The sequence below is a fragment of the Rhodococcus sp. MT28 genome, from assembly GCF_058792695.1.
The window spans coordinates 32,128-52,894 of the sequence record NZ_JBXAFD010000012.1 but is presented as its reverse complement, the minus strand read 5'-3'; the positions used below and the strand labels follow the sequence as shown (position 1 = coordinate 52,894).

Sequence of the window (20,767 nt, the reverse complement as noted above, 5' to 3'; positions counted from 1 at the left end):
CGCTATCGCTTTTCGAGAACCACGACGAGGTTGCTCACCAGGAACTCCCGCAGACCGGGGACTCGGACCATCCACCACGCCCACGACGGGTGGTAGCGCGGGATCGCGGCGAGCAACGTGCCCTGGCTGGTTCCACGGGCCCAGCGTAAGCCGTCCGTGGCGCCGACTTTGAACAACGACACCCCGAATCTGTTCTTCGGTTCGCGTCCGGTCTTGCGTAGGTACCGCTTGGCTGCGTACTCGCCACCCAGCGCGTGCCACGGTCCGGTTTCGTGGCCGCCGAACGGACCCCACCACAGGGTGTACGAGAGAACCATCAAGCCGCCGGGCTTGGTCACGCGCAGCATTTCCTCGGCCATCAGCCAGGGCTCGCTGACGTGTTCGGCCACGTTGGAGGAGAAGCAGATGTCCACGGACGAGTCCAGGAACGGCAGTGCCAAACCGGATCCACGCACCGCGCCGCCCACCGTCAGACCTGCTGCGTGCATCTCCGACGGATCGGGTTCGACGGGAATGTAGCGGGCACCTGCGGCCTGGAAGACCTCCGCGAAATAGCCCGGACCGCCGCCCACGTCGAGGACGGTGAGACCGTCGAGGGAGCGCCCGGTGTGACCTTCGTGCAGGTCCGAGATCAATTCGACGGAGTCGCGCGCGAGCGCGCCGTAGAAGATGTCGGGCGCGGACTGCTCGTGGCGGAAGTCGCTGAGCAGGCCGAACGAGCGTTTCAGGGTTGCCCGTCGGCCGAAAATGCGGGTCACTGCGGGCTTGGTCACGGGTAGCAACTTTAGCCACTGGGGCACCCGGTCCACGAACACCGTCAGGAGCGCGGCAATACGGACGCTCGAACAGTTAGGGTGTTCGGCAGGGTTACCGGCCGGTCAGGCGGGGCATCCCGCAGGATCGCCCGAACCGGGGTGGCCACCGACCAACTCAGGGAGTAACGCACGTGCGCGAGGTTCTGTTGCTCTGCTGGCGCGATACCGGGCATCCCCAGGGCGGTGGAAGCGAGCGTTACCTCGAGCAGGTCGGATCCCAGTTGGCCGAGCGCGGTATCAAGGTGACGCTGCGGACGGCGTCGTATCCCGGGGCGCCCGCGTCGGAGGTTCGAGACGGCATCACCATCAGCCGGGCCGGTGGACGTTTCAGCGTGTACCCCCGCGCTCTGGCCGCCATTGCCGCCGGACGTCTGGGTTTCGGATCGCTCAAGGGCATCCGCCCCGACGCGGTGATCGACACCCAGAACGGCATCCCCTTCTTCTCGAAGACCGTGGCGGGTGCACCGGTCACGCTTCTGGTCCATCACTGCCATCGCGAACAGTGGCCGGTGGCAGGCAAGCTCGTCGGCCGGATCGGCTGGTGGGTCGAATCGCGATTGTCACCGCGCACCCATCGACGTAGTCAGTATCTGACGGTGTCGCTTCCCTCAGCGGAAGAATTGGTGGACCTCGGTGTCGAGCGCGAACGAATTGCCGTGGTGCGTAACGGTGCCGATCGGCTCCCCGTCGGCGTCGACGCGGGCGGATCGATCACCAGGGCCGAGCGTCCCACCATCTCGGTTCTCTCACGGCTGGTGCCGCACAAGCAGATCGAGGACGCACTCGAAGCGGTCGCAGCCCTGCGGCCGACGCTTCCGGACATCCATCTCGACGTCATCGGTGGTGGTTGGTGGGAGCAGAACCTGCGCGATCGCGCCGCCGAGTTGGGGATCGGTGACGCCGTCTCGTTCTACGGCCACGTCGACGAGGCTCGCAAACACGAACTGCTGGCGCAATCGTGGATCCACCTCATGCCTTCGCGGAAGGAAGGGTGGGGCCTGGCGGTCATCGAGGCTGCGCAGCACGGTGTTCCGACGATCGGTTACCGCAGTTCGAAGGGTCTGACCGATTCGATCGTCGACGGAGTGACGGGCCTTCTGGTCGGGGGCGAGAACGCCGCCGACGGCGACATCGCCGATCTGACGCAGGCTGCCGGCACTCTGCTCCGCGACCACGAACTTCGCATGGTGCTCGGTGAGAAAGCTCGGGTGTGGTCGGGCGAGTTCTCCTGGGAGCAGACCGGCACCGGAGTGCTCGAGGTGCTGACCGCGCACAAGGACGGTCGGTGGGTCTCAGGACTGGCCGCGCCTCGCGAGTCGAATTCGGTTCTGGTTCAGTCCGACTGAGATCAGCGCGATCACGCCCATCAGTATCCACGCGAGATGCGCAGCGATGACGGCAGTTCGGGCACCGGTCGACGCTTCCTGCGCGGCAACATCTCCGGGTACCCGGTAGAGCTCGAGATCGTTGTCGGCAAAGACCTGTTCCAATCCGTCGAGTGTGGTTGCCGAGTTGCCGAGTTGACCTGGTGTCCCGCGCTCGATCAGTACCCATCCGACTCCGAGATCGGCCAACTGCGTAGGACTTCCGCCGGCCAGCAGTAGGTCCTCGACCTGGGTTGCCCGAGTCCCCTCGCCGCCGACCGCACCACCGGCAACCACCAGTTGGCCGGTCTGCAGAACGTCGAGGGGCAGGAAGCGTGGTGCGGGGTCGAGTACCGGCGCATCACCGCTGTAGGGGAACGCGCGGAACATTCCGGCGGGAAGCACTGCAACGTCACCGGTTTCGTCTCGCAGTTGCTCGGCCACCACGGTCCAGGAACCGGGGTAGTGCACGGGCTTCAACGCGCCGCCGACACCCCACACCAGATCCGGCAGTGCCACGATCGTCACCACGACGGCGGCAACCGAGAATGCCGGGCGGGGGAGGGAGAACCGATTGCCTGCCCACATCACCGCGGCGGCCGCAGCAAGTGCGTAGAACGGGACGGCCAGCGCGACCCACTTCTGGGCGTCACGCAGTAGACCGGCGCCGGTGAACACCTCGACCGACCATCGGCCGGCGTCGAGACCCCACGGGGTAGCGCCCATGGTCGGAGCCAGCACCGCGAACAGGGCCAGTAGTCCGAGTCCACTGACAACAGGATTCCGGCGTCGGCGCCACAGAGCGGGCATACCGGCGAACACCACGACAAGCAGAAGAACTGTTCCGACCAATGCGAAGAGTGTTGTGCGCGTGGGCGGTACCGCTGCCGAGTTCCAGATACCGCCGAGACCGGCGAGGCTGCCCAGCGTCGCGAGTCCCGGTTCTGCTCGGGCGGCAAAGGCGGCGACTCCCGCCGGATCGGAACCGTCGCCTGCTGCTCCGGATACGAAGGTGGCGACCAACCACGGCGAGGCGGCGACGAGGAACAGCCCGATAGTGCCGCAGACACGCCGCATGGCCGAGGTTCGGCCTCCGGGGGTGGCAACTACCACCAGCGCGGCCGTCAGAGCGAGCAGAGCGCCGGTAGGTGTCAGGCCCGCGAATGCCAGTGACGCGGCCGACGCCCACCAGGACCCGGGCGTGGCTCGGCGAACTCCGATTCCGGCACACACGATCCACGGCAGTGCGGCATAACCGGTCAGCAGGCTCCAATGTCCTTGCAACAGGCGCTCGGCCACGTAGGGGTTCCAGAGCATCACCGTCGACGCGACCAGTTGTGGACCGAGACCGGCCGTCGGCAGCAGGACGGCGACCATGCGCGCCGCACCCCAACCGGCGAGCCAGAGCGCCACGAGCAGGATGAACTTGACCACCAGTCCGCCGTCGATCACGGTGCTCAATGCTGCGATCAGTGCGTCCTGGGGAACGGCGCGGGCTGCGGCGTCGGTGAGTCCGAGGGCGGAGTCGGTCAGGTACGAGCGCGGCGTGCTGACGGCGTCGCGCAGCAGGAGGTAGCCGGGGCCGAGCAGCGGTCCGAGGATCAACAGTGCCAGCGCCAGGCTGTACGCCGCAGGCAGGTAACGGCGGTATCCGGCTTGCACTGTCATGACGCGCACGATACGTGGTGCATCATTACTGCCATGCCTCGCCAACCACTCGATCGCGCCGCCGCGGCCGGGGTCGGCATGGTTTTGGTGGGATCGATGACGGCCAATGTCGCGTCGTACCTGTTGGCATGGTTGGCCAGCCGATGGTTGGGTCCGGTCGGCTACGGCGAGTTCGCGAGTCTGCTTGCCGCCCAGTTGGTGCTTGCGGTTCCGGCATTGGCGTTGCAGACGGTGGTCGCCCGCGAGGCGGTGCGTGGCAAGAGCACAGATGCGTTGCGGTCGTTGGGGTATCGATGCACCGCGATCGTCGCCGTCCTCGCGGTTGCGCTCGCTCCGGCGATGGCGTGGCTGCTCGACACCGGAATCGTGGCGTCGTTCTCGGCATTGGTGACCGCGCCCATGTTGGTTCTGCTGGCAACGGAGCAGGGATTGTTGCAAGGACACGGTCGATTCGGCACTCTCAGTGCCGTACTGGCCGGAGCCGGGGTAATGAAAGTCCTTCCGGCAGTGATCGTTCTGGCTTTCGGCGGCGGGGCAGGCGCGGCATTGGTCGCGGGCGCGGCCGGAACTGCGTTGCTGGTGGCGATAGTTCGAGTGGTCGACCGAACCGTCTCGGTGAGCGAGGACCGTCCGGTGCGTATCGGCGTCGTCTCCGTGCTCGCGGCGTCTCAGGTTCAGCTCGCGCTGATCGCGTTGTCTTCGCTGGACCTGCTGATCGTCCGTGTCGTTCTCAGCGAATACGACGCCGGTGTCTACGCACTCGGCGCCGTCGCGACGAAGGTGGCGTTCTGGCTGCCACAGGCAGTGGGCGTCGTGCTGTACCCGAAGATGGCGAACCCGGCGCACTCGGCGCAGGCAGTTCGCTCGGCGTTGGCGGTGCTCGTCGGTATCGGCGCCGTCCTGGTTCTGGGGGCCGCAGTTGCCGGCCCGCTGGTGCCGATGCTCGTGGGCGACGCGTACGCCGCCGTGGCTCCGATGCTGTGGGCCTTCGCCCTGCACGGTGCAGCGCTGGCGGTACTCCAGGGTGCTTTGCTGTCCGCAATCGCGTCAGAACGCACACGAGTGGCCCTTCTGGCGTGGGCAGGACTGGCCGTGGAGGCGACGGTGATGCTGGTGTGGGCGAAGACGCCGGGAGAGTTGATCGGCGTCGCCGTGGTGGTTGCGTCGACGACGGCGTTGGCGGTGTCCGTCGCCGCAGTGCGAAGTGCCGACCGCGCCCGGCCGGCACCTCACACCGGCGTCAGTTCTCCAGACGCGTGAACAGATCGTCGAAGTAGTCGAGCGTACGCATCGCGGTGTAGACGGATCCGTAGTTGATGTTCCCACCCGTGTAGACGACGTTGTCGCCTTGTACTGCGCGGATACGGTTCCACATCGCGCGGTCGTCGCTGACGGGATCCACGCCGGGCGCGGTGGTGACGATCATTCCGTCGGCCGAGTCGAGAGCAGTCACGAGGTTTTCGGTAGAGATCTCCTTCTGTCCCTCGACCGGCCACTGGAGCTGGACGCCGAGGTCTTCGGCCACCTGCGTGGAGATGCCCTTGCGGTTGACGCCGTTGACCTTCTGATTCACGTAGTTCAGCAGCACGATCTGCTTGCTCGCCAAGCTCGGGGCGTGACGTTCCTTCAATCCGGCTGCCTTGTCCTCGTACGCTCCGATGACCTGACGGACGTCGGGGTTCTCGGTGCGATTCAGCCAACTCGCCAGCTGATCGATGTTCTCGCGCCACGGGCGCGTGAAGTCCATCGGAAGCACAGGCGCTGTCTGGCTCAACTGCTGTAGCGGCCACATGTCGGAGGCCTCACCGATGTCGGTGCAGATGATCAGGTCCGGTTCCAGCGCGAGAATTGCCTCGACGTTGACCGGTGCCTCGAACACCTGTGCCGTGGGATCGGCCGGTACCCACGGCTCGGCGGCGTCGAAGCTGTACGCGATGACCGGCAGGCCCATCGCAACGGCTGGTTCGAGGTCGAGTCGGGAGTCGATGGCGACGACGCGCTTCGGGGTGACCGGAATGTCGTAGGTTCCGAGCGAGGTCGTGACCGTGCGCATCCCGGCCGAATCGCCCTCGGTACCGGCGGACCTCGCGCAACCGGCGGCGAACAGCCCGGAGAATGCAGCCGTGCCGACAACAAATCTCCGACGTGTCAGATCGCTGACACAGATGTGCGAACCCAGAACTGTTGATGCGGGCATGTGGCTCCTCGTGTTCGGGGTGGTCTGGACTTCCAGAAAACGCTAAGCCCGCGACCACGCGGAGGGAACGACCCGTTGCGCCAATCCGTACGCCGATCCGGCAACAAAGCCCCGAAACGCAGCAGAGCGCCCCTTCCGTGTGGAAGGGGCGCTCTGCTTACTGTCTGAATCAGTCCTTGCGCAGATCCGGACGCGGGATCACCTGAGTGTCGTCCGAGGTCCAGTCGTGCTCACCCGGAGCCGGCTCGGGCGAGCCCTGGCCGCTGGGATTCTGGTTCGTTCCGCCGTGTGCAGCGCGGGCCGGAGTTCCGCCCTTGCCGCCGCGAATGCCGAGGAAGATACCGGCGATCAGCGCGATGACGCCGAGCACACCTGCCACGATCGGGACTGTGCGGCCGAACAGCGAGAGCTTGTCCATGCCGTCACGTGCCTGCTGGACCTGGTACTCGATGGTTGCTTCGTCGAAGGGCAGCGTGACCTTGAGAACCTCGACGTCGACCGAGTCCTTGTTGCGTCCGTAGTACTGGTGCAACTGCTCCTGGCCCTTGACGACGACGCCGGTCTTGGGCTCGACCCACAGGTCACGGACGTTGGTGTACCAACGCGTCATCGTGATCGGAGTAGCGCCACCGGGAACGCCCCAGGTGTCGGCGGGCAGGCTCAGCTTGTTGGTGGGGGAGTTGACGACCTTCGACAGGTCGACGGGATCGATCGTCTGCTGGAAGTGGTACACCTTCAGACCGTTGATCTCGGTCTCTTCGACGAAGTCGATGTCCTTCGTGGCGCGAGCGTTCAGGTCGAAGTAGGGGTAGCTCTTCTGTTCCGTGTTGAACGGGAACTTGTACTGCAGACCGTCGCGGGAAACTTCTTCGGCGGGCTGGTCGCTGGACGTCTGGACGGTTCCGACCGGATCGTTGGTCGGCATCGAGCTGACGCGATCGAGCGTGACGCGGTCCAGGGTTGCGGTCAGCAGTCCGGTGTCACCCTGCTTGTCGGTACGACGGACGGTCTGGCCGGCTTCGACGGTGATGATGTCGGCGTCGGACGGGTCCTGCGTGGTGACGTAGCGCTGAGCGACGATCGGCACGTTGTTGTCGACCTGCGCCTTACCGGCGAGGAGGGCCGCCGAGTTGAGGACGCTACCGGTGCCTGTGGCGACGGTGGTCACCTCGAGGTCGAGTGGCGTCTTCTCCAGCTTGCCTACCGTGTAGGTAGGAATGAGGATGGCGATGGCCAAAAGGAAGGCACCGAGGCCCACCAGAATGCAAGGAAGTATCCGGCTCGGCCCTGAGCGTTCCGCCATGCTGTGACTCCTAACCCGTTAAGTCTTTCGAGGTTCCCCAACCGGCACAATATGAGCTGCGCAGATCGCATGGGGCCCCCGATGGACACCATGTGTGGCAGAACACTAACAGTCCACCGGCCCGGTTTGTCGCATGAGGGCATGAATTGGCCAGGCATTTTGTTGTGAGTCCCTGGTGGTTTCCCTCAATCGGCCTGGGGTGCACACTTATCCGTGATGATCAGTTCCACGAATTCCCCTCAGACGGTCCCGCCACAGGCTCGGGGCTTCGTTCCGGCTTTGGACGGTATGCGTGGATTGGCCGCGCTCGGCGTCCTCGTCACCCATGTCGCGTTCCAAACCGGTGAAGCGCAGTCCGGCGCGATCGGGCGGGCGTTCGGTCGACTCGACCTCGCCGTAGCGGTGTTCTTTGCCTTGTCCGGATTTCTCCTGTGGCGCCCCCACGCGGCAAAGGCCCGCGGAATCGGGCAACCGCAGCCGACGGTCCGATATTGGATCTCCCGCGCGACGCGAATCCTGCCGGCGTACTGGGTGGCGGTGGTGCTGATCCTGCTGTTCCTGCCCGGTGCCGGCGGAGGCTACCAAGTGTGGTTGGCGAATCTCGGGTTGGCGCAGGTCTTCGTGCCGTTGACACTCACCGAGGGCCTCACGCAGATGTGGAGCCTGTCGGTCGAGGTTGCGTTCTATGTTCTGCTGCCGCTGTTCGCGTATCTGATGGTGCGACTACGCGGAAACTCGGCCCGGTTCCGGCTACCGCTTCTGCTCGGAGTGTCAGTGTTGGCGCTGACGTGGGCTTTCATTCCGATCCCGACTCCGGACGCCATTCACCACGACAACTGGCTGCCGGGCTACCTGCCGTGGTTCGGCGCCGGCATGGTGCTGGCCGAGTTGGCCGTGGGCCCGTCGACGTGGATACATCGCCTCGCGCACCGGCGGGTGCTCCTGACTTTTGTTGCGTTTGTGGCCTTCGTTCTCTCGTGCACCGATCTGGCCGGGCCCGAAGGTCTGGTGCGGCCGGAGCCGTGGCAGTACGCGATCAAGATTGCACTCGGCGCGATCATCAGTTTTTCGTTGATCGCGCCATTGGTGTTGCGCGATCAATCGCAGCATCGATTCCTGGCGAGCCCGCTTGCGCTGGCAATCGGACGCTGGTCCTACGGCCTGTTCATCTGGCACCTGGCCGTACTGAACGCTGTGTTCCCCGTGTTCGGCATAGTTCCGTTCTCGGGCAGCTTCTTCTACGTCCTGGCGTTGACGGTCGTCCTGAGCGTCGCTGTGGCCTCGGCCAGTTACGCCTTGGTGGAGGAACCGGCGCGCGTCGCGGTGACGCGCTGGGAGAAGCGCCGCCATATCGGTGAACCGGCAAAGGGCAACGCGGCCAACCCGGTCACGACCAAGGCCACCAACATCGAGAACTGAATCGCGAACGAGTCGCCCACATAGCCGCCCGGTGCTCGCCACGGTCCGGTCGAGAGCAGCGTGATGCCGATCATCGCGGCCACGCCGGCGGTGCCGACGAGAATGCGTGCGGTCCGAGCCGGGCCGAAGATTCGCAGCGCGGCAAGTCCGAGGATCGAGCACACAACTGCGATCGCCGCTCCCACTCCGCCGCCGATGACGGTGGCCGCCGCGAGCACGCCCACCCATCCTGCCGCGACGCTGCGCCACGGACGGGGTGGTGTGAGGGACTTGGGCTCTCGGCGCGTAGGGACAAGTGCCGCGAACAGCAGCGGGATCAGCAACACGAGCCCGCCGAATATGCCGAGGCGGTACCAACGGTCGCTGGGGAAGTCGATGGTGACGGTTCCCGCGGTGCCTGCCGGCACGATCCAGCCCTGCTGCCAACCGTTCACGACCACCGGCGTCAGCTCGGAACCGTCCGGCGCGGTGGCGATCCAACCGATGCTGGTGCTCTCGGGATTGACGATCAGCTGATCGATGGACGAGTTCGTGACGGAGAGTTCGCGGTGATTCGCCGTCCACGCGGTCGATTCGAGCGGTGTATTCCGTTGCGCGGCTGAAGGACCGACCGTCGTCAGGTCGAGATTGTCGACCGAGAATGCGGGGCCTGGTTCGACGACCACTTCAGGCTGTCCCGCCGGCAACGTCGCCGACGCGTCCAGATCGCACACACGTGCCTCGACGGGTGCGCCGGTCCGGAGTTGCATCGCCGTCGCCGTGATCGAGGTGGGGAACTGCTGTCCGGCAACCGAAATGGTCGGTCCGTCGCCACAGGTGACGGTGACGGTGCGGTTGTCGAATGAGTCTGTGCCCTGTACTCCGGAACCGGCGATCGGGGTTCCGTCGGCACCGACGACGCCGACCTCGGCGAGGCCGGTGGGCTGCGCCTGGGCGAAGCCGAGCGCCGTCTGATCGAGGACCGGTTCCCAATCGGTGATGCTCAGGACGATCTTGTCGGTGACGAAGGGGGAGAGGGTAACTCGACTGGTTTGAGGCGTGTCGTCCGAGGGCCCGGGCAGCTCTCGAACCTGCGGCCCGTTGCCGAGATTCACCGCGACACTGGTCGGCAGCGACGGCAGGGTGCCGAGTCCCCGCGTGATGTCCAGGCCGGTGACCAGGGTGGGCTCGGGAAGATTGAGAGTCAGCGTCGGTTTCGGGCCGCCCGGTTCGGTGGTGCGCTGCGGGGCCGACCACGTGGTGCGTGCGTCGCCGTCGGTGGCGGCGAAGGCAGATCCGCGAGTGTCGCCGATGTCGCTCGAACCCGAAGCCGTGATTCGGCCGGGGACGGAAAGGAGGTCTTCGAGGGCGTTGCCCTGACGCGCTCGGACAGTCAGTGCCGGTGTAACCACGGTGTTTTCGGGAACCGAGAGCGTGCGCTGGAAACGGCTCGGCTCTTCGGGTATCGCCATGAACGCATTGCTGCATCGCACGCGGTCGGTTGAGTCCGCGCACGCATTGCGGCCGGGGAACTCTTGGCTCAGATTCCAGGCGTTCACGGATGCGCCTGACGGCGTACTCGGCAGGACCGTGTCGAAACGGATCGGTACGGCCTTCGGCGCATTACGGTCGGAGAAATCCTCGACGGAGAGTTCGCTGATGCCGAACTGTGTTCCGGGTGAACCATTTTCGGTGTGAGTCGCCGTGATGCGCACCCACGGCGTATTGCCGCCCGGGATCGAGACGGTGATGGGCTCGCCCGGACGCTCCACCTTCACCGCCGTGCTGCCGTTCGGTGTCGAGACCTCGAGCCATTTGACGGGAGCACCGATTGCCGCGGCACTGGTTGTCAGATGAAGCAACCCACTGGAAATCGGTGTGTCGAAGTCGATCTGCAACCACTGACCCAGGGCTCGTTCGATGCCGTTGCTGAACCAGCCGGTGGCCGGATCGCTGTCGACCGTCGACGCGGGACTGCTCGACGGTGAAGTGCCGCCCAGCTGGGTGGCATCCGAGGCGGCGCTGGAAACGGTGATCGAAGCTCCGCTCCAACGGCCTTCCACGAGAGGCGTGTTCGCAACCGGGTAGTCGGGCACCAGATTGTAGGTACGACGAGCGTCGTCGGGGGTGCGCAGGGCGGAACTGTGGTTGTCGACCTGACCGAAATCGGTTTCCCGATCGCGCGGTGTGTCGGTGACGGTGACCGAATCGACGGGCAGTCCAGCAGCTTCGGCGTCGGCGGCAAGAATCATCGGCCCGGTCCCCGGAACCAGCCCGCTTTCGTGAAGTCGCACAGACGATTCCGGCCCACCTTGTACGCGCGGAACCTGGTTCAGGTCGACGGAGTACGGGCCGCTGACCGCCGTGGTGCCGTCGGTCGGGGTGACCTCGAAGATCTCGATGGCTGGGTAACCGGGCCGCAGATCGCTGTCCGCGACCAGCCCTTCGATCGGTTCGGGGCTGTCGTCTTCACCGAAGTGGGCGACTCGCTTGATCCCCGGCGAGCCTTCGACCGCCTGGTGCACGAGTATCGGCCTGGCCGAGCGCGACGTTTCGCCGTCGAGGTCGTTGCGCATCACCAGGTAGTGGATGCCCTGCCCCAGCAAGGTCTGTGCGAGGCCGTCCGACGGACGTCCGTCGGCGATGAGACGTTGCACCGAATCGAGCGCTCGGATGGCGCCGGGAGGGGTCAGCGGGACCGAGTCACGCACCGCCCACGGCGTACTCGCCAACGCCTGAAGCGGTTCGTCGCGCGTCAGACCCCAGACTTGGCTGCCGAAGGGCGCTCCCGGGACGACCAGGGCACGTTCGGCTTCCGATCCGGGGGAGGTGTTGTCCTCGAGCCACTGCGCCGCCTCGTTCCAGTACGAGGGGACGTCCGGATACGCACCGCGGGGAGCGAGCTTTCCCGTCCAGGCCAAGGCGGTCGAGAGGGTGAGGGCAACGAGGATCAGGCTGGTCAGTGCGACCATCGGTTCGCGCTCGGGATGGGCGAACGCACGCCGCCATCGGGCGAGTGGAACCGATCCCGGCAGCGGCACTTTGGCCAGCAGGTGTGCGAGTCCGAGCACCAGCGGCAGACGGACCAACGGCTCGAGCTTGTGGACGTTGCGCAGCGGCGCGCCTGCCGAGTCGAGGAACAGGCGCACCGACTCCGACACCGGCGAGCTGAGTTCACCCACGTAACCCGCGGCCAGGCCGGTGATACCGACGAACAGGATGAGCGTCAGCCGGCCGCGAGCAGGCATGGACCGCATACAGAGCCCGGCGAGGCCGGCGGCGGCAACCAGGCCGGTGGCGACGACTGCTGCGGGTTGGGTGACCAGGACGGCGCCGGCAATGCGTTCGGGAGAGACGAACGGGGTCCAACTGTCCGTGCCGCGAAGTATCTCGGCGAGCGATGCCCACTGAGTGGTGACACCGGCGGACTCGATGTAGTCGAGAAACGGTGGGCTGATCTTGCCGAGCAGCAGGAGCGGCACGATCCACCAGAGGGTGCCGAGAGCGACGAACAGGGCCCACCAGGCGGTGAACGTCAGCCATGTTCGGTTGGGTTTGTGCGAGAGCCACCAGATGATCGCGACCAGGCAGGCCGCGGCGGTGGCGACGGCGTTGATCGAACCCATGAGTGCGACGGCAAGCGCGGATTGTGCGGCCAACCGCCTCAACCCCCGTGAGCGGTCAGGGAGTCCAGGGACTCCTTTTCCACGCACAGGGCCGAAGGCCAAAACCACCGGCAACAACACCCACGGCGCCAACATCATCGGCAGGGTTTCCGAGGAAATCGAACCGAGAGTGGTCAGCACGCGGGGAGAAAGAACAAAGGCAACCGCTGCGATGACGCGCGAACTACGGCTGCCGATTCCGAGAGCCTCGGCAACGCGGATGATGCCCCAGAAACCCGCGATCAGAAGCAGCGCCCACCAGATGCGCTGGGTGACCCACGGCGGAACGTTCGCCAACTCGCCGAGCGCGAAGAACGGCCCGTGCGGAAAGAAATATCCGTAGGCCTGGTTCTGAACCTGGCCGAGCGGGGCCTGACTACTCCACTGATGCGAGGCGCGTTCGAGAAAACCGAACGGATTCTGCGTCAGGTCGTACTTGGTGTCAGCGGTGATCAGACCCGGCGATTGCAGAAAAGTGAGAAGAAACGCTACGACGGAGGCGCCGAACAGCCACCGCTTCGACAGGGGCTCTGCCGACGGGGCGGTGTCTACCGAAGACACCGCTGCGTCGGCGGAAGAACGGGAACTCGCGAGGCCTGCGCTCTCAGCGGCTGCCGTACTCAACCTGGTTCAGCACGGAAGAATCTGCGTTTCCGCTGCGGTCGATCTCGGGACGAGTGTTGTCCGACGCGGCGGCCGTGACACCGAAGATGACGCCGGCACCCAGAACGGCACCGATGACAGCGCTGGCCACACCGGGGACAAGGAACTTCGTCATCGCGGATCTCCCAATTGGTCGTTAGTCGGTCGTTCGCGGTCGGACGGACTTACCGGCCCGTACGAACTGCTCGGGTCAAGGTATCACCCGCACTCGAGAATCCGGACGATTACCCTCGTGACGTGCTGGTCAGTCGAGGGTTTCGGCGCCAAGCGCGGTCAACAGAGTGCGCAGTTTCGTAGATGTCTCGTCGAGTTCGTCCTGCGGATCCGATTCGGCGACAATTCCACCACCCGCGCTGGCCCAGGCGTTGCGGCCGTCTGCACTGATCTCGGCGCAGCGGATGGCAACCACCCAATCGCCGTCACCGGCCTCGTCGCACCATCCCACGGCGCCGCCGTAGAAACGCCGAGGCTCCTCGGTCTCGCGGATGACCTTCAGTGCCGCGTCGGTGGGTGTTCCGCACAGCGCGGGCGTCGGATGCAGCGCGATGGCGAGGTCGAGCGCAGTGGTGTCGTTTCGCAGTGTGCCGCGGATCGGGCTGGCCAAGTGCCAGACCTCGTGAGTATTGGTCAGTTCGGGAGTTGCCGGCACCGACAGATCACTGCACATCGGTTGCAGGACCTGGCGGATCCACGACGTCACGAAGGCGTGCTCGGCCAGATTCTTCGTCGAATGCAGAAGGCTTTCGCCTGCCTCGCGGTCTTGATCGGCGTCGGCGGATCGCTTGGTGGTCCCGGCCAACGGGCGACACGTCACGACGCGCCCGCGTCGACTGACCAATACTTCGGGCGTCGCGCCGGCCAGGCTGTGGCCCTCGAATTCGGCTCCCGCAGCAGAGAGGTCGACGGCAAAGGTGTTGGCGACGGGATTGAGCGCCGCCATGCGTGCGGCGAGCGCGGTTGGGGAGATCGGGGTCTGCGTGCGAAGTTCCACAGTGCGAGCCGCGACAACCTTGTCGATCTCTCCACTGCGGAGGCGTCCGATCAACTTTTCCACTCGACGAAGATGCTCCGACGACGACGGGATCTCTCGGTCAACCCGGGTCGTGGGCAGGGTCTGGGGATCGCGCGGTTGCCACGGCCGCGACGCGATCGTCGCCTCGGCAGGTTCGTACAACGCCGTTGCGGCAGCCGGGTCGAAGGGGAGCGCTCCGACGATCAGCTTTGTCGTACCTGCCGACAGAGCGTGGGTGGCCGCGTCGGAGCTGTCGAAGCTGCGTCGTACGCCGCGGGTGACCACGCTGTGATCGGGGCGCGAGAGAACAAAACCGTCCATGGTGCTTTCGACACTAGTCGGCCACGGATCAGGAATGCGCGAAGGTCACTTCCCCGGAGGGACGATCAACACCGGCCGATGACTGTGACGCAGAACATGATCCGCGACGCTGCTCTGCAGTAGCGACCGCAAACCCGTAGTGCCACGGGTGCCGGTCACGATGATGTCGACGTCCAATTCGTCTGCGGTTTCGCAGATTGCAGACCAGATCGCGGATCGGCACTCGGCGCTTCTGCCTTCGACGGTCAGGCCTGCGGCCTCGGCCAGTGCGACGCCCTCGGCGAGGGTGACTTTGGCGTCGGTGTAGGCGATGTCCTCGACGTCGTCGTCGGGAACCCACTCCGGTTGCATCACCCCGGACAGGCCGGACATGCGAGCGGCCTGGCGAACCATGGGCTCCCAGGCAGTGACGAGAACAGCACGATTGGCGGAGAGGAAACGCCCCGCATAGTCGACTGCACGCTTGGCGTTGTCGGAACCGTCGTACGCGATGAGCATCAGACCTTGTGGCATCACGACCTCCTCGTCAGCGGGGGAATCGGTTCTCTTCCAGGCTACCGTCCCGATGTGCCCGTGAGGGAGTGTATGGGTACCGGGTCCGTTACGGTCGAGGTATGCGGATCAAGTTTCTGAAGGCTGCGACGACCATTGCTTTGTGCGGAGGGTTGGTTGCGGGATGCTCGGGCGAAAACGGGACCGCCGATCCGGTTTCGAGCGCCCCGACCAGCACCACCTCCGAGATCACGTCGACGCCTGCGGCATCGAGCTCCGCACCCGTCGCCGCGTCGTGCGGTAGTGACCTTCTAGCCTCGCTGTCCTTGCGTCAGAAACTTGCCCAGCTGCTCAACGTCGGCGTCACCGGGACCGACGACGCATTGTCGATAGTGCAGAACGAGGAGATCGGCGGCATATTCGTCGGAAGTTGGACCGATCAGTCGATGCTCACCAATCGTGAAGTGCCGCAGGTTGCTTCGGCGTCGAAGTTGCCGTTGATGGTGACGATCGACGAAGAAGGTGGACGAGTTTCCCGCGTCGCGGACATCCTCGGGCCCGATCCGTCGGCCAGGGAAACGGCGCAGACCATGACAGTGGAACAGACGTACCAGATGGCACTCGAGCGTGGACGCGGTTTGAAGGATCTCGGGATCACCGTCAACTACGCACCCGACGTCGACGTCAGCAGCCAACCCGACGACTCCGTGATCGGGGACCGCTCGTACTCCGACGACCCCCAGACCGTGGTTGCCTACGCCGGTGCGTACGCGCAGGGGATGCGCGACGCCGGAATCTTCCCGGTGATCAAGCACTTTCCGGGGCACGGCAGCGCGTCGGGTGACTCGCACCGGGGTGAGGTGACAACGCCGCCGCTACAGGATCTGATCGCGTCGGACCTGCTTCCCTTCCGTGAACTGTCGGGAACCGGAGTCGGCGTCATGATGGGTCACCTCGAGGTTCCCGGTCTGACCGAGCCCGGTACCCCTGCCAGCATCAGCCCCGCAGCCGTTGCGTTGCTTCGCGACGGAGTGGGTTACGGCGCAGCGCCGTTCACCGGCCCGGTGTTCACCGACGACCTCAGCGGAATGCAGGCGATCACCGACCGATACGATATTGCCGACGCGGTTCAGGCTGCGCTGGTGGCTGGAGTCGATCAGGCATTGTGGCTGACCACCGACGACGTTCCGCGGGTTCTCGATCATCTCGAGCAGGCCGTCGCGTCGGGTGAGCTTCCGCAGACGCGGGTCGATCAGGCTGTGGTCACAGTTGCCGCTGCCAAAGGTGCCGTGACCTGCTGAGTCGAAGTCAGGATTCGACGCGCAATCTTACCGTAGAGTAAGATCGACATTTACCCTGTGGTTGGAGGAAGCATGGCCGGCGGTACCAAGCGACTGCCACGCGCAGTGCGTGAGCAGCAGATGCTCGACGCGGCTGTGGACGTGTTCTCCGACAGGGGGTTTCACGAAACTTCGATGGACACCATCGCAGCCAAAGCCGAGATCTCGAAGCCGATGCTGTACCTGTACTACGGCTCGAAGGAAGAGTTGTTCGCGGCGTGCATTCATCGTGAAGGGCTCCGCTTCCTCGAGGCCCTCGCCCCGGCCGGCGCGCCGAACCTGACTCCGCGTGAACAATTGCGCGCCGCTCTCGAGGGCTTCCTCGGGTTCGTGGGCGCAAACCGCAAGTCGTGGATGGTGCTCTACCGTCAGGCCGTCGGGCAGCAGGCTTTTGCGGGAACCGTGCAGTCCAGCCGCGATCGGTTGATCGAGTTGACCGCGCATCTGCTCGAGTCCAGCACCAAGGATCCTGATGCCGCGCATGATTACGGGATCATCGCCATCGCGCTCGTCGGCGCCGGTGAGGCGGTAGCCGACCGGGTCGCGGGTGGGGAAATCGAAGTGGATGCCGCAGCGGATCTACTCGAATCCCTCGCGTGGCGCGGTCTGTCGGGCAAGAAGAAGTCCGAATAGCTCTCAAACCAATCTGAGCGAACGTACCTTTCAGCGCATCCAAGGCGCCGAAAGGTACGTTCGCTCAATTGGGGCGGGTGGGAACCCGACAAAACTCAGGTCAGCGCAGCGTCGCAGTGACGTGCGGGTAACCCTTCTTCGGGTGGCGCAGTGACAGATCCCAGCCGTCGTCGGTGCGATCAGCGTAGGCATTCAGCGTCGCCGGTAGCAGAATCGGCTTCCCGAAACGCACGCTGTAGGTGACCTTGTCCGCGACGGACCCCTCGACGGTCCGCAGAACTGCCGCGGCACTCCACATTCCGTGAGCAATGGTCTTCGGGAAACCGAAAGCCTTCGCGCCCAGAGACGAGACGTGAATCGGATTGCGGTCGCCGGAGACAGCGGCGTACTTGCTGATCGTGGTCTGGTCGACGCGGATGGTGCTCATCGGCATCGGCGGGACCTCGTCGGCCTTGGGCTCCGGACCGGGCTGGCCGGACAGGGAGGTCTTCTGCTGGTTCAGGAAGCTCGAGGTCTGTCGCCAGACCAGTTCCCGTCCCACCCGAATTTCGGTGACCACGTCGATCAGCAAGCCTTTGCGGTGCTCACGCAGGTTCTCGGCATGTACCGAGAGGTCAAGCGGTTCGCTGACGGAGATGGGCCGCAGTGATTCGATGACGTTCTCGGCGTGAACGGAGCCGACGGCGGCGAAGGGGAAGTCCTTCGACACCATCAGCTTCATCACGGTCGGGAAGGCCAAGGTGAAGGGGTACGTGATCGGCAGAGTGTCGCCGAACCGCAGTCCGGTCACGCGGCAGTACGCCGCCAGATTGTCGGTGTCGACCTTCAGTCCGGTGAGGGTGAAGGTCTGCTGTGGCACCGAGCGCGAGTTGGACTTGTTCCACGGCAACAATCCCAGTACCGCGCGGGAGTAGATGTCGAGGGTCTTCGGCTGCTCGGTGAGCGCGACGGTCTTTGTTGCCATCATGCGCCCAGGAGGCTCTGGCCGCAGACGCGAACGACCTGTCCCGTAACGGCATTGGAGGCCGGGCTGGCGAAGTATGCGACGGTCTCGGCGACGTCGACGGTCTCGCCGCCCTGCAGGAGCGAGCTCATGCGGCGGCCGGCTTCGCGGGTGGCGAAGGGGATGGCTGCGGTCATGGCGGTCTCGATGAAGCCCGGTGCGACGGCGTTGATGGTGATGTTCTTCTTCGCCAGGACGGGAGCTTCGGCGTGTACGAGGCCGATGACGCCGGCCTTGGAGGTGCCGTAGTTGGTCTGCCCGCGGTTGCCCGCGATGCCGGCGATGGAGGAGACGTCGACGACGCGGCCGCCTTCCTTGAGAGCGCCCTTCTCGACGAGGTGCTCGGTGATCTTCTGCGGTGCAAGAAGATTGACGTTCATGACCATGTTCCAGCGGCCCTCGTCCATGTTGGCGAGGGTCTTGTCGCGGGTGATGCCGGCGTTGTGGACGATGATGTCCGCTCCACCGTGACGCTCGAGGAGGTGAGCTGCGAGGACCTCGGCTGCGTCGGCTGCCGTGACGTCGAGGGCGAGGGACGTGCCGCCGACCTTGTTCGCGGTCTCGGACAGCGCTTCGCCGGCGGCCGGGATGTCAGCGCAGACGACGTGCGCGCCGTCGCGGGCCAGGACCTCGGCGATGGTGGCGCCGATACCGCGGGCTGCGCCGGTGACGACGGCAACCTTGCCTTCGAGCGGCTTGTCCCAGCTTGCGGGCGCGACGGAATCTTCAGCGCCGACGACGATGACCTGGCCGTCGACGAAGGCGGACTTTGCCGAAAGGAGAAAGCGCAGAGTCGATTCCACGCCGGAGAGTCCGGTGGATGCCTTGGGGGAGACGTAGACCAGCTGAGCGGTGGAGCCGCGCTTGATCTCCTTGCCGACGCTGCGGGTGAAGCCTTCCAGAGCGCGCTGCGCGACATGCTCGTCGACGCTCGAGGTTTCTTCCGGCGTCGTGCCGAGAACCACGACGCGAGCCGACGGTGCGAGGTTGCGGATCACGGGCTGGAAGAACTCGAACAGCTGCTCGAGCTCACTGACCTGAGTGATTCCGGTTGCGTCGAAAACGAGCCCGCCGAAGCTGCTGTCGTGTGCCTGAGCTGCCGGGTAGTCGGAGAGCAGTACGCGAAGTGGTTCTGCGAGCCGACCCTTGCCGCCGATGAGGACAGGTCCGGCGAGTGCGGGTTCCCCTGCTTTGTATCGACGCAGGTTCTCGGGCCTGGGCAGGCCGGCCTTCGACGCGATGAATGCGCCGGGGGCGGACGAGAGGAACTGTGAATAGAGGTCGGGAGCTCCCTTGCTGGCTGCCACGGTCCTACCTTCTGTTGTGTTTCGGGTTGTCTCTCACCGGGCAATCGAAAGAATGCGGCGATAGACAAGTAACTTACTACTGAGTAAGAATAGTCTTCAACAGGTAATCGCACCATCCTTGGAGACGCAAGTGACAAGCAAAGCCCGTTCAAACGCAAAGCCCGCCGCACCGCGCACTGCACCGGCCGCAGCCGCTGCAAATTCTGCAGGTCAGCGCCGTCCGGTTGCGATCGTCGGCGGAAATCGCATTCCGTTCGCACGCTCGGACAAGGCGTACGCACAGGCGTCCAACCAGGACATGTTCACTGCGACGCTCGACGGTCTGGTGAGCCGATTCAATCTGCAGGGCGAGAAGCTCGGCATGGTCGTCGGCGGTGCGGTGCTCAAGCACAGCCGTGATTTCAATCTCATTCGCGAGTCCGTTCTCGGCAGCGCGCTGAGCCCGTACACGTCGGCGTACGACCTTCAGCAGGCGTGTGGCACGGGACTGCAGTCGATCATCGCCGTCGGCGACGCCATTTCGGCCGGCCGCATCGATTCGGGCATCGGCGGCGGCACGGACACCACGTCCGACGCCCCGATCGGCGTCAACGATCAGGCGCGCGAGTTCCTGCTCTCCCTCAATCGCGCGAAGTCCACGGGCGACCGCATCAAGCTGCTCGGCAACGTCCGTGCGGGCATGCTCGGCCTGGAAATTCCGCGCAACGGCGAGCCTCGCACCGGCAAGTCGATGGGTGACCACGCTGCGATCACCGCCAAGGAATTCGGCATCAAGCGCGAGGACCAGGACGAACTTGCCGCTGCCAGCCACAAGAACATGGCAGCTGCCTACGACCGCGGTTTCTTCGACGACCTCGTCACCCCGTTCCTCGGCCTGACCCGCGACGACAACCTCCGTCCCGGTTCGACCGTCGAGAAGCTGTCGACGCTCAAGCCCGTCTTCGGTACCAAGCTCGGCGACGCGACGATGACGGCAGGCAACTCGACGCCGCTCACCGACGGCGCTTCTGCAGTGCTCCTCTCCACCGACGAGTGGGCAGCCGAGCGCAATCTTCCGGTTCTGGCGCACCTCGTCGATTCCGAAACCGCTGCCGTCGACTACGTCCACGGCAAAGACGGGTTGCTCATGGCTCCCACGTACGCGATCCCGCGTTTGCTGGCCCGCAACGGTCTGACCTTGCAGGACTTCGATTACTACGAGATCCACGAAGCCTTCGCTTCGGTGGTTCTGGCAACCCTGCAGGCCTTCGAGTCGGACGAGTACTGCAAGGAACGCCTCGGCCTCGACGGCGCATTGGGATCGATCGACCGAAGCAAGCTCAATGTCAACGGATCGTCCTTGGCTGCAGGTCACCCGTTCGCGGCAACCGGCGGACGTATTGTGGCTTCCCTCGCAAAGATGCTCGCGGAGAAGGGTTCGGGCCGCGGCCTGATCTCGATCTGTGCGGCCGGTGGCCAGGGTGTCACGGCGATCATCGAGCGGTAACCGCTCCACAATCTCCCCATGCGACTGAAAACTGCGCTCACCTGCAGTGATCGTCGCGAGGGGATGCGTAATCGGGGATCCGGCCACGAGGGGTGGCCGG

15 protein-coding genes and 1 pseudogene are annotated in these 20,767 nt (G+C 65.1%); 6 read left to right on the top strand and 10 right to left on the bottom strand.

Annotated features, from left to right (window positions below):
• Positions 1-2: 2 nt before the first annotated feature.
• Positions 3-773 (bottom strand): class I SAM-dependent methyltransferase, encoded by a 771-nt coding sequence (locus AC1Q6C_RS28950; RefSeq protein ID WP_003945692.1) that lies wholly within the window; start codon positions 771-773, stop codon positions 3-5.
• A 173-nt stretch (positions 774-946) separates the two neighbouring features.
• Here AC1Q6C_RS28950 and AC1Q6C_RS28945 point away from each other — a divergent pair, with 173 nt between their 5' ends.
• A complete protein-coding gene (locus AC1Q6C_RS28945) occupies positions 947-2,161 on the top strand; it encodes a glycosyltransferase family 4 protein (RefSeq protein WP_058227317.1) in 1,215 nt (404 codons plus the stop codon).
• Here the strand turns inward: AC1Q6C_RS28945 and AC1Q6C_RS28940 are convergent.
• Positions 2,108-3,847, bottom strand: a complete 1,740-nt coding sequence (locus AC1Q6C_RS28940; RefSeq protein WP_208689832.1) for an MmpA family trehalose lipid delivery protein — start codon at positions 3,845-3,847, stop codon at positions 2,108-2,110. The two genes, AC1Q6C_RS28945 and AC1Q6C_RS28940, sit on opposite strands and share 54 nt — an antisense overlap.
• A 33-nt stretch (positions 3,848-3,880) precedes the next feature.
• On the opposite strand from AC1Q6C_RS28940, the gene AC1Q6C_RS28935 reads away from it, so the two are divergent.
• On the top strand, positions 3,881-5,107 hold the full coding sequence (locus tag AC1Q6C_RS28935; protein ID WP_322000328.1) for a polysaccharide biosynthesis protein: 1,227 nt from the start codon (positions 3,881-3,883) through the stop codon (positions 5,105-5,107).
• Here AC1Q6C_RS28935 and AC1Q6C_RS28930 read toward each other — a convergent pair.
• Together AC1Q6C_RS28930 and pgfA are read right to left on the bottom strand one after the other, a co-directional pair.
• Positions 5,088-6,044, bottom strand: a complete 957-nt coding sequence (locus AC1Q6C_RS28930) for an ABC transporter substrate-binding protein (protein ID WP_064074119.1) — start codon at positions 6,042-6,044, stop codon at positions 5,088-5,090. The genes AC1Q6C_RS28935 and AC1Q6C_RS28930 overlap by 20 nt on opposite strands.
• 169 nt (positions 6,045-6,213) lie before the next feature.
• Complete coding sequence (pgfA, locus tag AC1Q6C_RS28925; RefSeq protein WP_064443181.1) at positions 6,214-7,347, bottom strand: cell envelope lipid trafficking protein PgfA; 1,134 nt, start codon at positions 7,345-7,347, stop codon at positions 6,214-6,216.
• A gap of 216 nt (positions 7,348-7,563) precedes the next feature.
• Here pgfA and AC1Q6C_RS28920 point away from each other — a divergent pair.
• A pseudogene (locus tag AC1Q6C_RS28920) lies at positions 7,564-8,613 on the top strand (acyltransferase family protein); the annotation flags it as partial.
• A gap of 23 nt (positions 8,614-8,636) precedes the next feature.
• Here the strand turns inward: AC1Q6C_RS28920 and AC1Q6C_RS28915 are convergent.
• The 4 genes from AC1Q6C_RS28915 to AC1Q6C_RS28900 all read right to left on the bottom strand — a co-directional run bounded on the left by AC1Q6C_RS28915 (position 8,637) and on the right by AC1Q6C_RS28900 (position 14,919).
• A complete protein-coding gene (locus AC1Q6C_RS28915; protein ID WP_492666942.1) occupies positions 8,637-12,971 on the bottom strand; it encodes an alpha-(1->3)-arabinofuranosyltransferase in 4,335 nt (1,444 codons plus the stop codon).
• 43 nt (positions 12,972-13,014) lie between these two features.
• Positions 13,015-13,188 (bottom strand): DUF2613 domain-containing protein, encoded by a 174-nt coding sequence (locus AC1Q6C_RS28910; RefSeq protein WP_003945488.1) that lies wholly within the window; start codon positions 13,186-13,188, stop codon positions 13,015-13,017.
• A gap of 129 nt (positions 13,189-13,317) precedes the next feature.
• Positions 13,318-14,406, bottom strand: a complete 1,089-nt coding sequence (locus tag AC1Q6C_RS28905) for an isochorismate synthase (RefSeq protein ID WP_492666941.1) — start codon at positions 14,404-14,406, stop codon at positions 13,318-13,320.
• Between the two features lie 45 nt (positions 14,407-14,451).
• Entirely contained in the window at positions 14,452-14,919 is a 468-nt protein-coding gene (locus AC1Q6C_RS28900) for a universal stress protein (protein WP_003945900.1), read from the bottom strand.
• Positions 14,920-15,020: 101 nt separating this feature from the next.
• Here AC1Q6C_RS28900 and AC1Q6C_RS28895 point away from each other — a divergent pair, with 101 nt between their 5' ends.
• Together AC1Q6C_RS28895 and AC1Q6C_RS28890 are read left to right on the top strand one after the other, a co-directional pair.
• Positions 15,021-16,199 (top strand): glycoside hydrolase family 3 N-terminal domain-containing protein, encoded by a 1,179-nt coding sequence (locus AC1Q6C_RS28895; RefSeq protein WP_492666940.1) that lies wholly within the window; start codon positions 15,021-15,023, stop codon positions 16,197-16,199.
• A gap of 72 nt (positions 16,200-16,271) precedes the next feature.
• A complete protein-coding gene (locus tag AC1Q6C_RS28890; protein ID WP_003945885.1) occupies positions 16,272-16,871 on the top strand; it encodes a TetR/AcrR family transcriptional regulator in 600 nt (199 codons plus the stop codon).
• A gap of 100 nt (positions 16,872-16,971) precedes the next feature.
• Here the strand turns inward: AC1Q6C_RS28890 and AC1Q6C_RS28885 are convergent, their stop codons facing one another.
• Both AC1Q6C_RS28885 and AC1Q6C_RS28880 read right to left on the bottom strand, forming a co-directional pair.
• Positions 16,972-17,835: a MaoC/PaaZ C-terminal domain-containing protein gene (locus AC1Q6C_RS28885; RefSeq protein WP_099696980.1), complete on the bottom strand. Its 864-nt coding sequence runs from the start codon at positions 17,833-17,835 to the stop codon at positions 16,972-16,974.
• The gene (locus tag AC1Q6C_RS28880) at positions 17,835-19,181 is read right to left on the bottom strand and encodes a 3-oxoacyl-ACP reductase (protein WP_003945596.1); all 1,347 of its coding nucleotides are present in this window, start codon (positions 19,179-19,181) and stop codon (positions 17,835-17,837) included. The genes AC1Q6C_RS28885 and AC1Q6C_RS28880 overlap by 1 nt, the downstream gene beginning before the upstream one ends.
• 130 nt (positions 19,182-19,311) lie before the next feature.
• Between AC1Q6C_RS28880 and AC1Q6C_RS28875 the strand changes: the two genes are divergently transcribed.
• A complete protein-coding gene (locus AC1Q6C_RS28875; protein ID WP_003945465.1) occupies positions 19,312-20,667 on the top strand; it encodes an acetyl-CoA C-acetyltransferase in 1,356 nt (451 codons plus the stop codon).
• Positions 20,668-20,767: the final 100 nt, after the last annotated feature.

Coding starts and splice junctions, on each gene's coding strand:
- AC1Q6C_RS28940 (WP_208689832.1), bottom strand. CDS start 3,847: ATGACAGTGCAAGCCGGATACCGCCGTTACCTGCCTGCGGCGTACAGC.
- AC1Q6C_RS28890 (WP_003945885.1), top strand. CDS start 16,272: ATGGCCGGCGGTACCAAGCGACTGCCACGCGCAGTGCGTGAGCAGCAG.
- AC1Q6C_RS28930 (WP_064074119.1), bottom strand. CDS start 6,044: ATGCCCGCATCAACAGTTCTGGGTTCGCACATCTGTGTCAGCGATCTG.
- AC1Q6C_RS28895 (WP_492666940.1), top strand. CDS start 15,021: ATGCGGATCAAGTTTCTGAAGGCTGCGACGACCATTGCTTTGTGCGGA.
- AC1Q6C_RS28910 (WP_003945488.1), bottom strand. CDS start 13,188: ATGACGAAGTTCCTTGTCCCCGGTGTGGCCAGCGCTGTCATCGGTGCC.
- AC1Q6C_RS28900 (WP_003945900.1), bottom strand. CDS start 14,919: ATGCCACAAGGTCTGATGCTCATCGCGTACGACGGTTCCGACAACGCC.
- AC1Q6C_RS28885 (WP_099696980.1), bottom strand. CDS start 17,835: ATGGCAACAAAGACCGTCGCGCTCACCGAGCAGCCGAAGACCCTCGAC.
- AC1Q6C_RS28905 (WP_492666941.1), bottom strand. CDS start 14,406: ATGGACGGTTTTGTTCTCTCGCGCCCCGATCACAGCGTGGTCACCCGC.
- pgfA (WP_064443181.1), bottom strand. CDS start 7,347: ATGGCGGAACGCTCAGGGCCGAGCCGGATACTTCCTTGCATTCTGGTG.
- AC1Q6C_RS28935 (WP_322000328.1), top strand. CDS start 3,881: ATGCCTCGCCAACCACTCGATCGCGCCGCCGCGGCCGGGGTCGGCATG.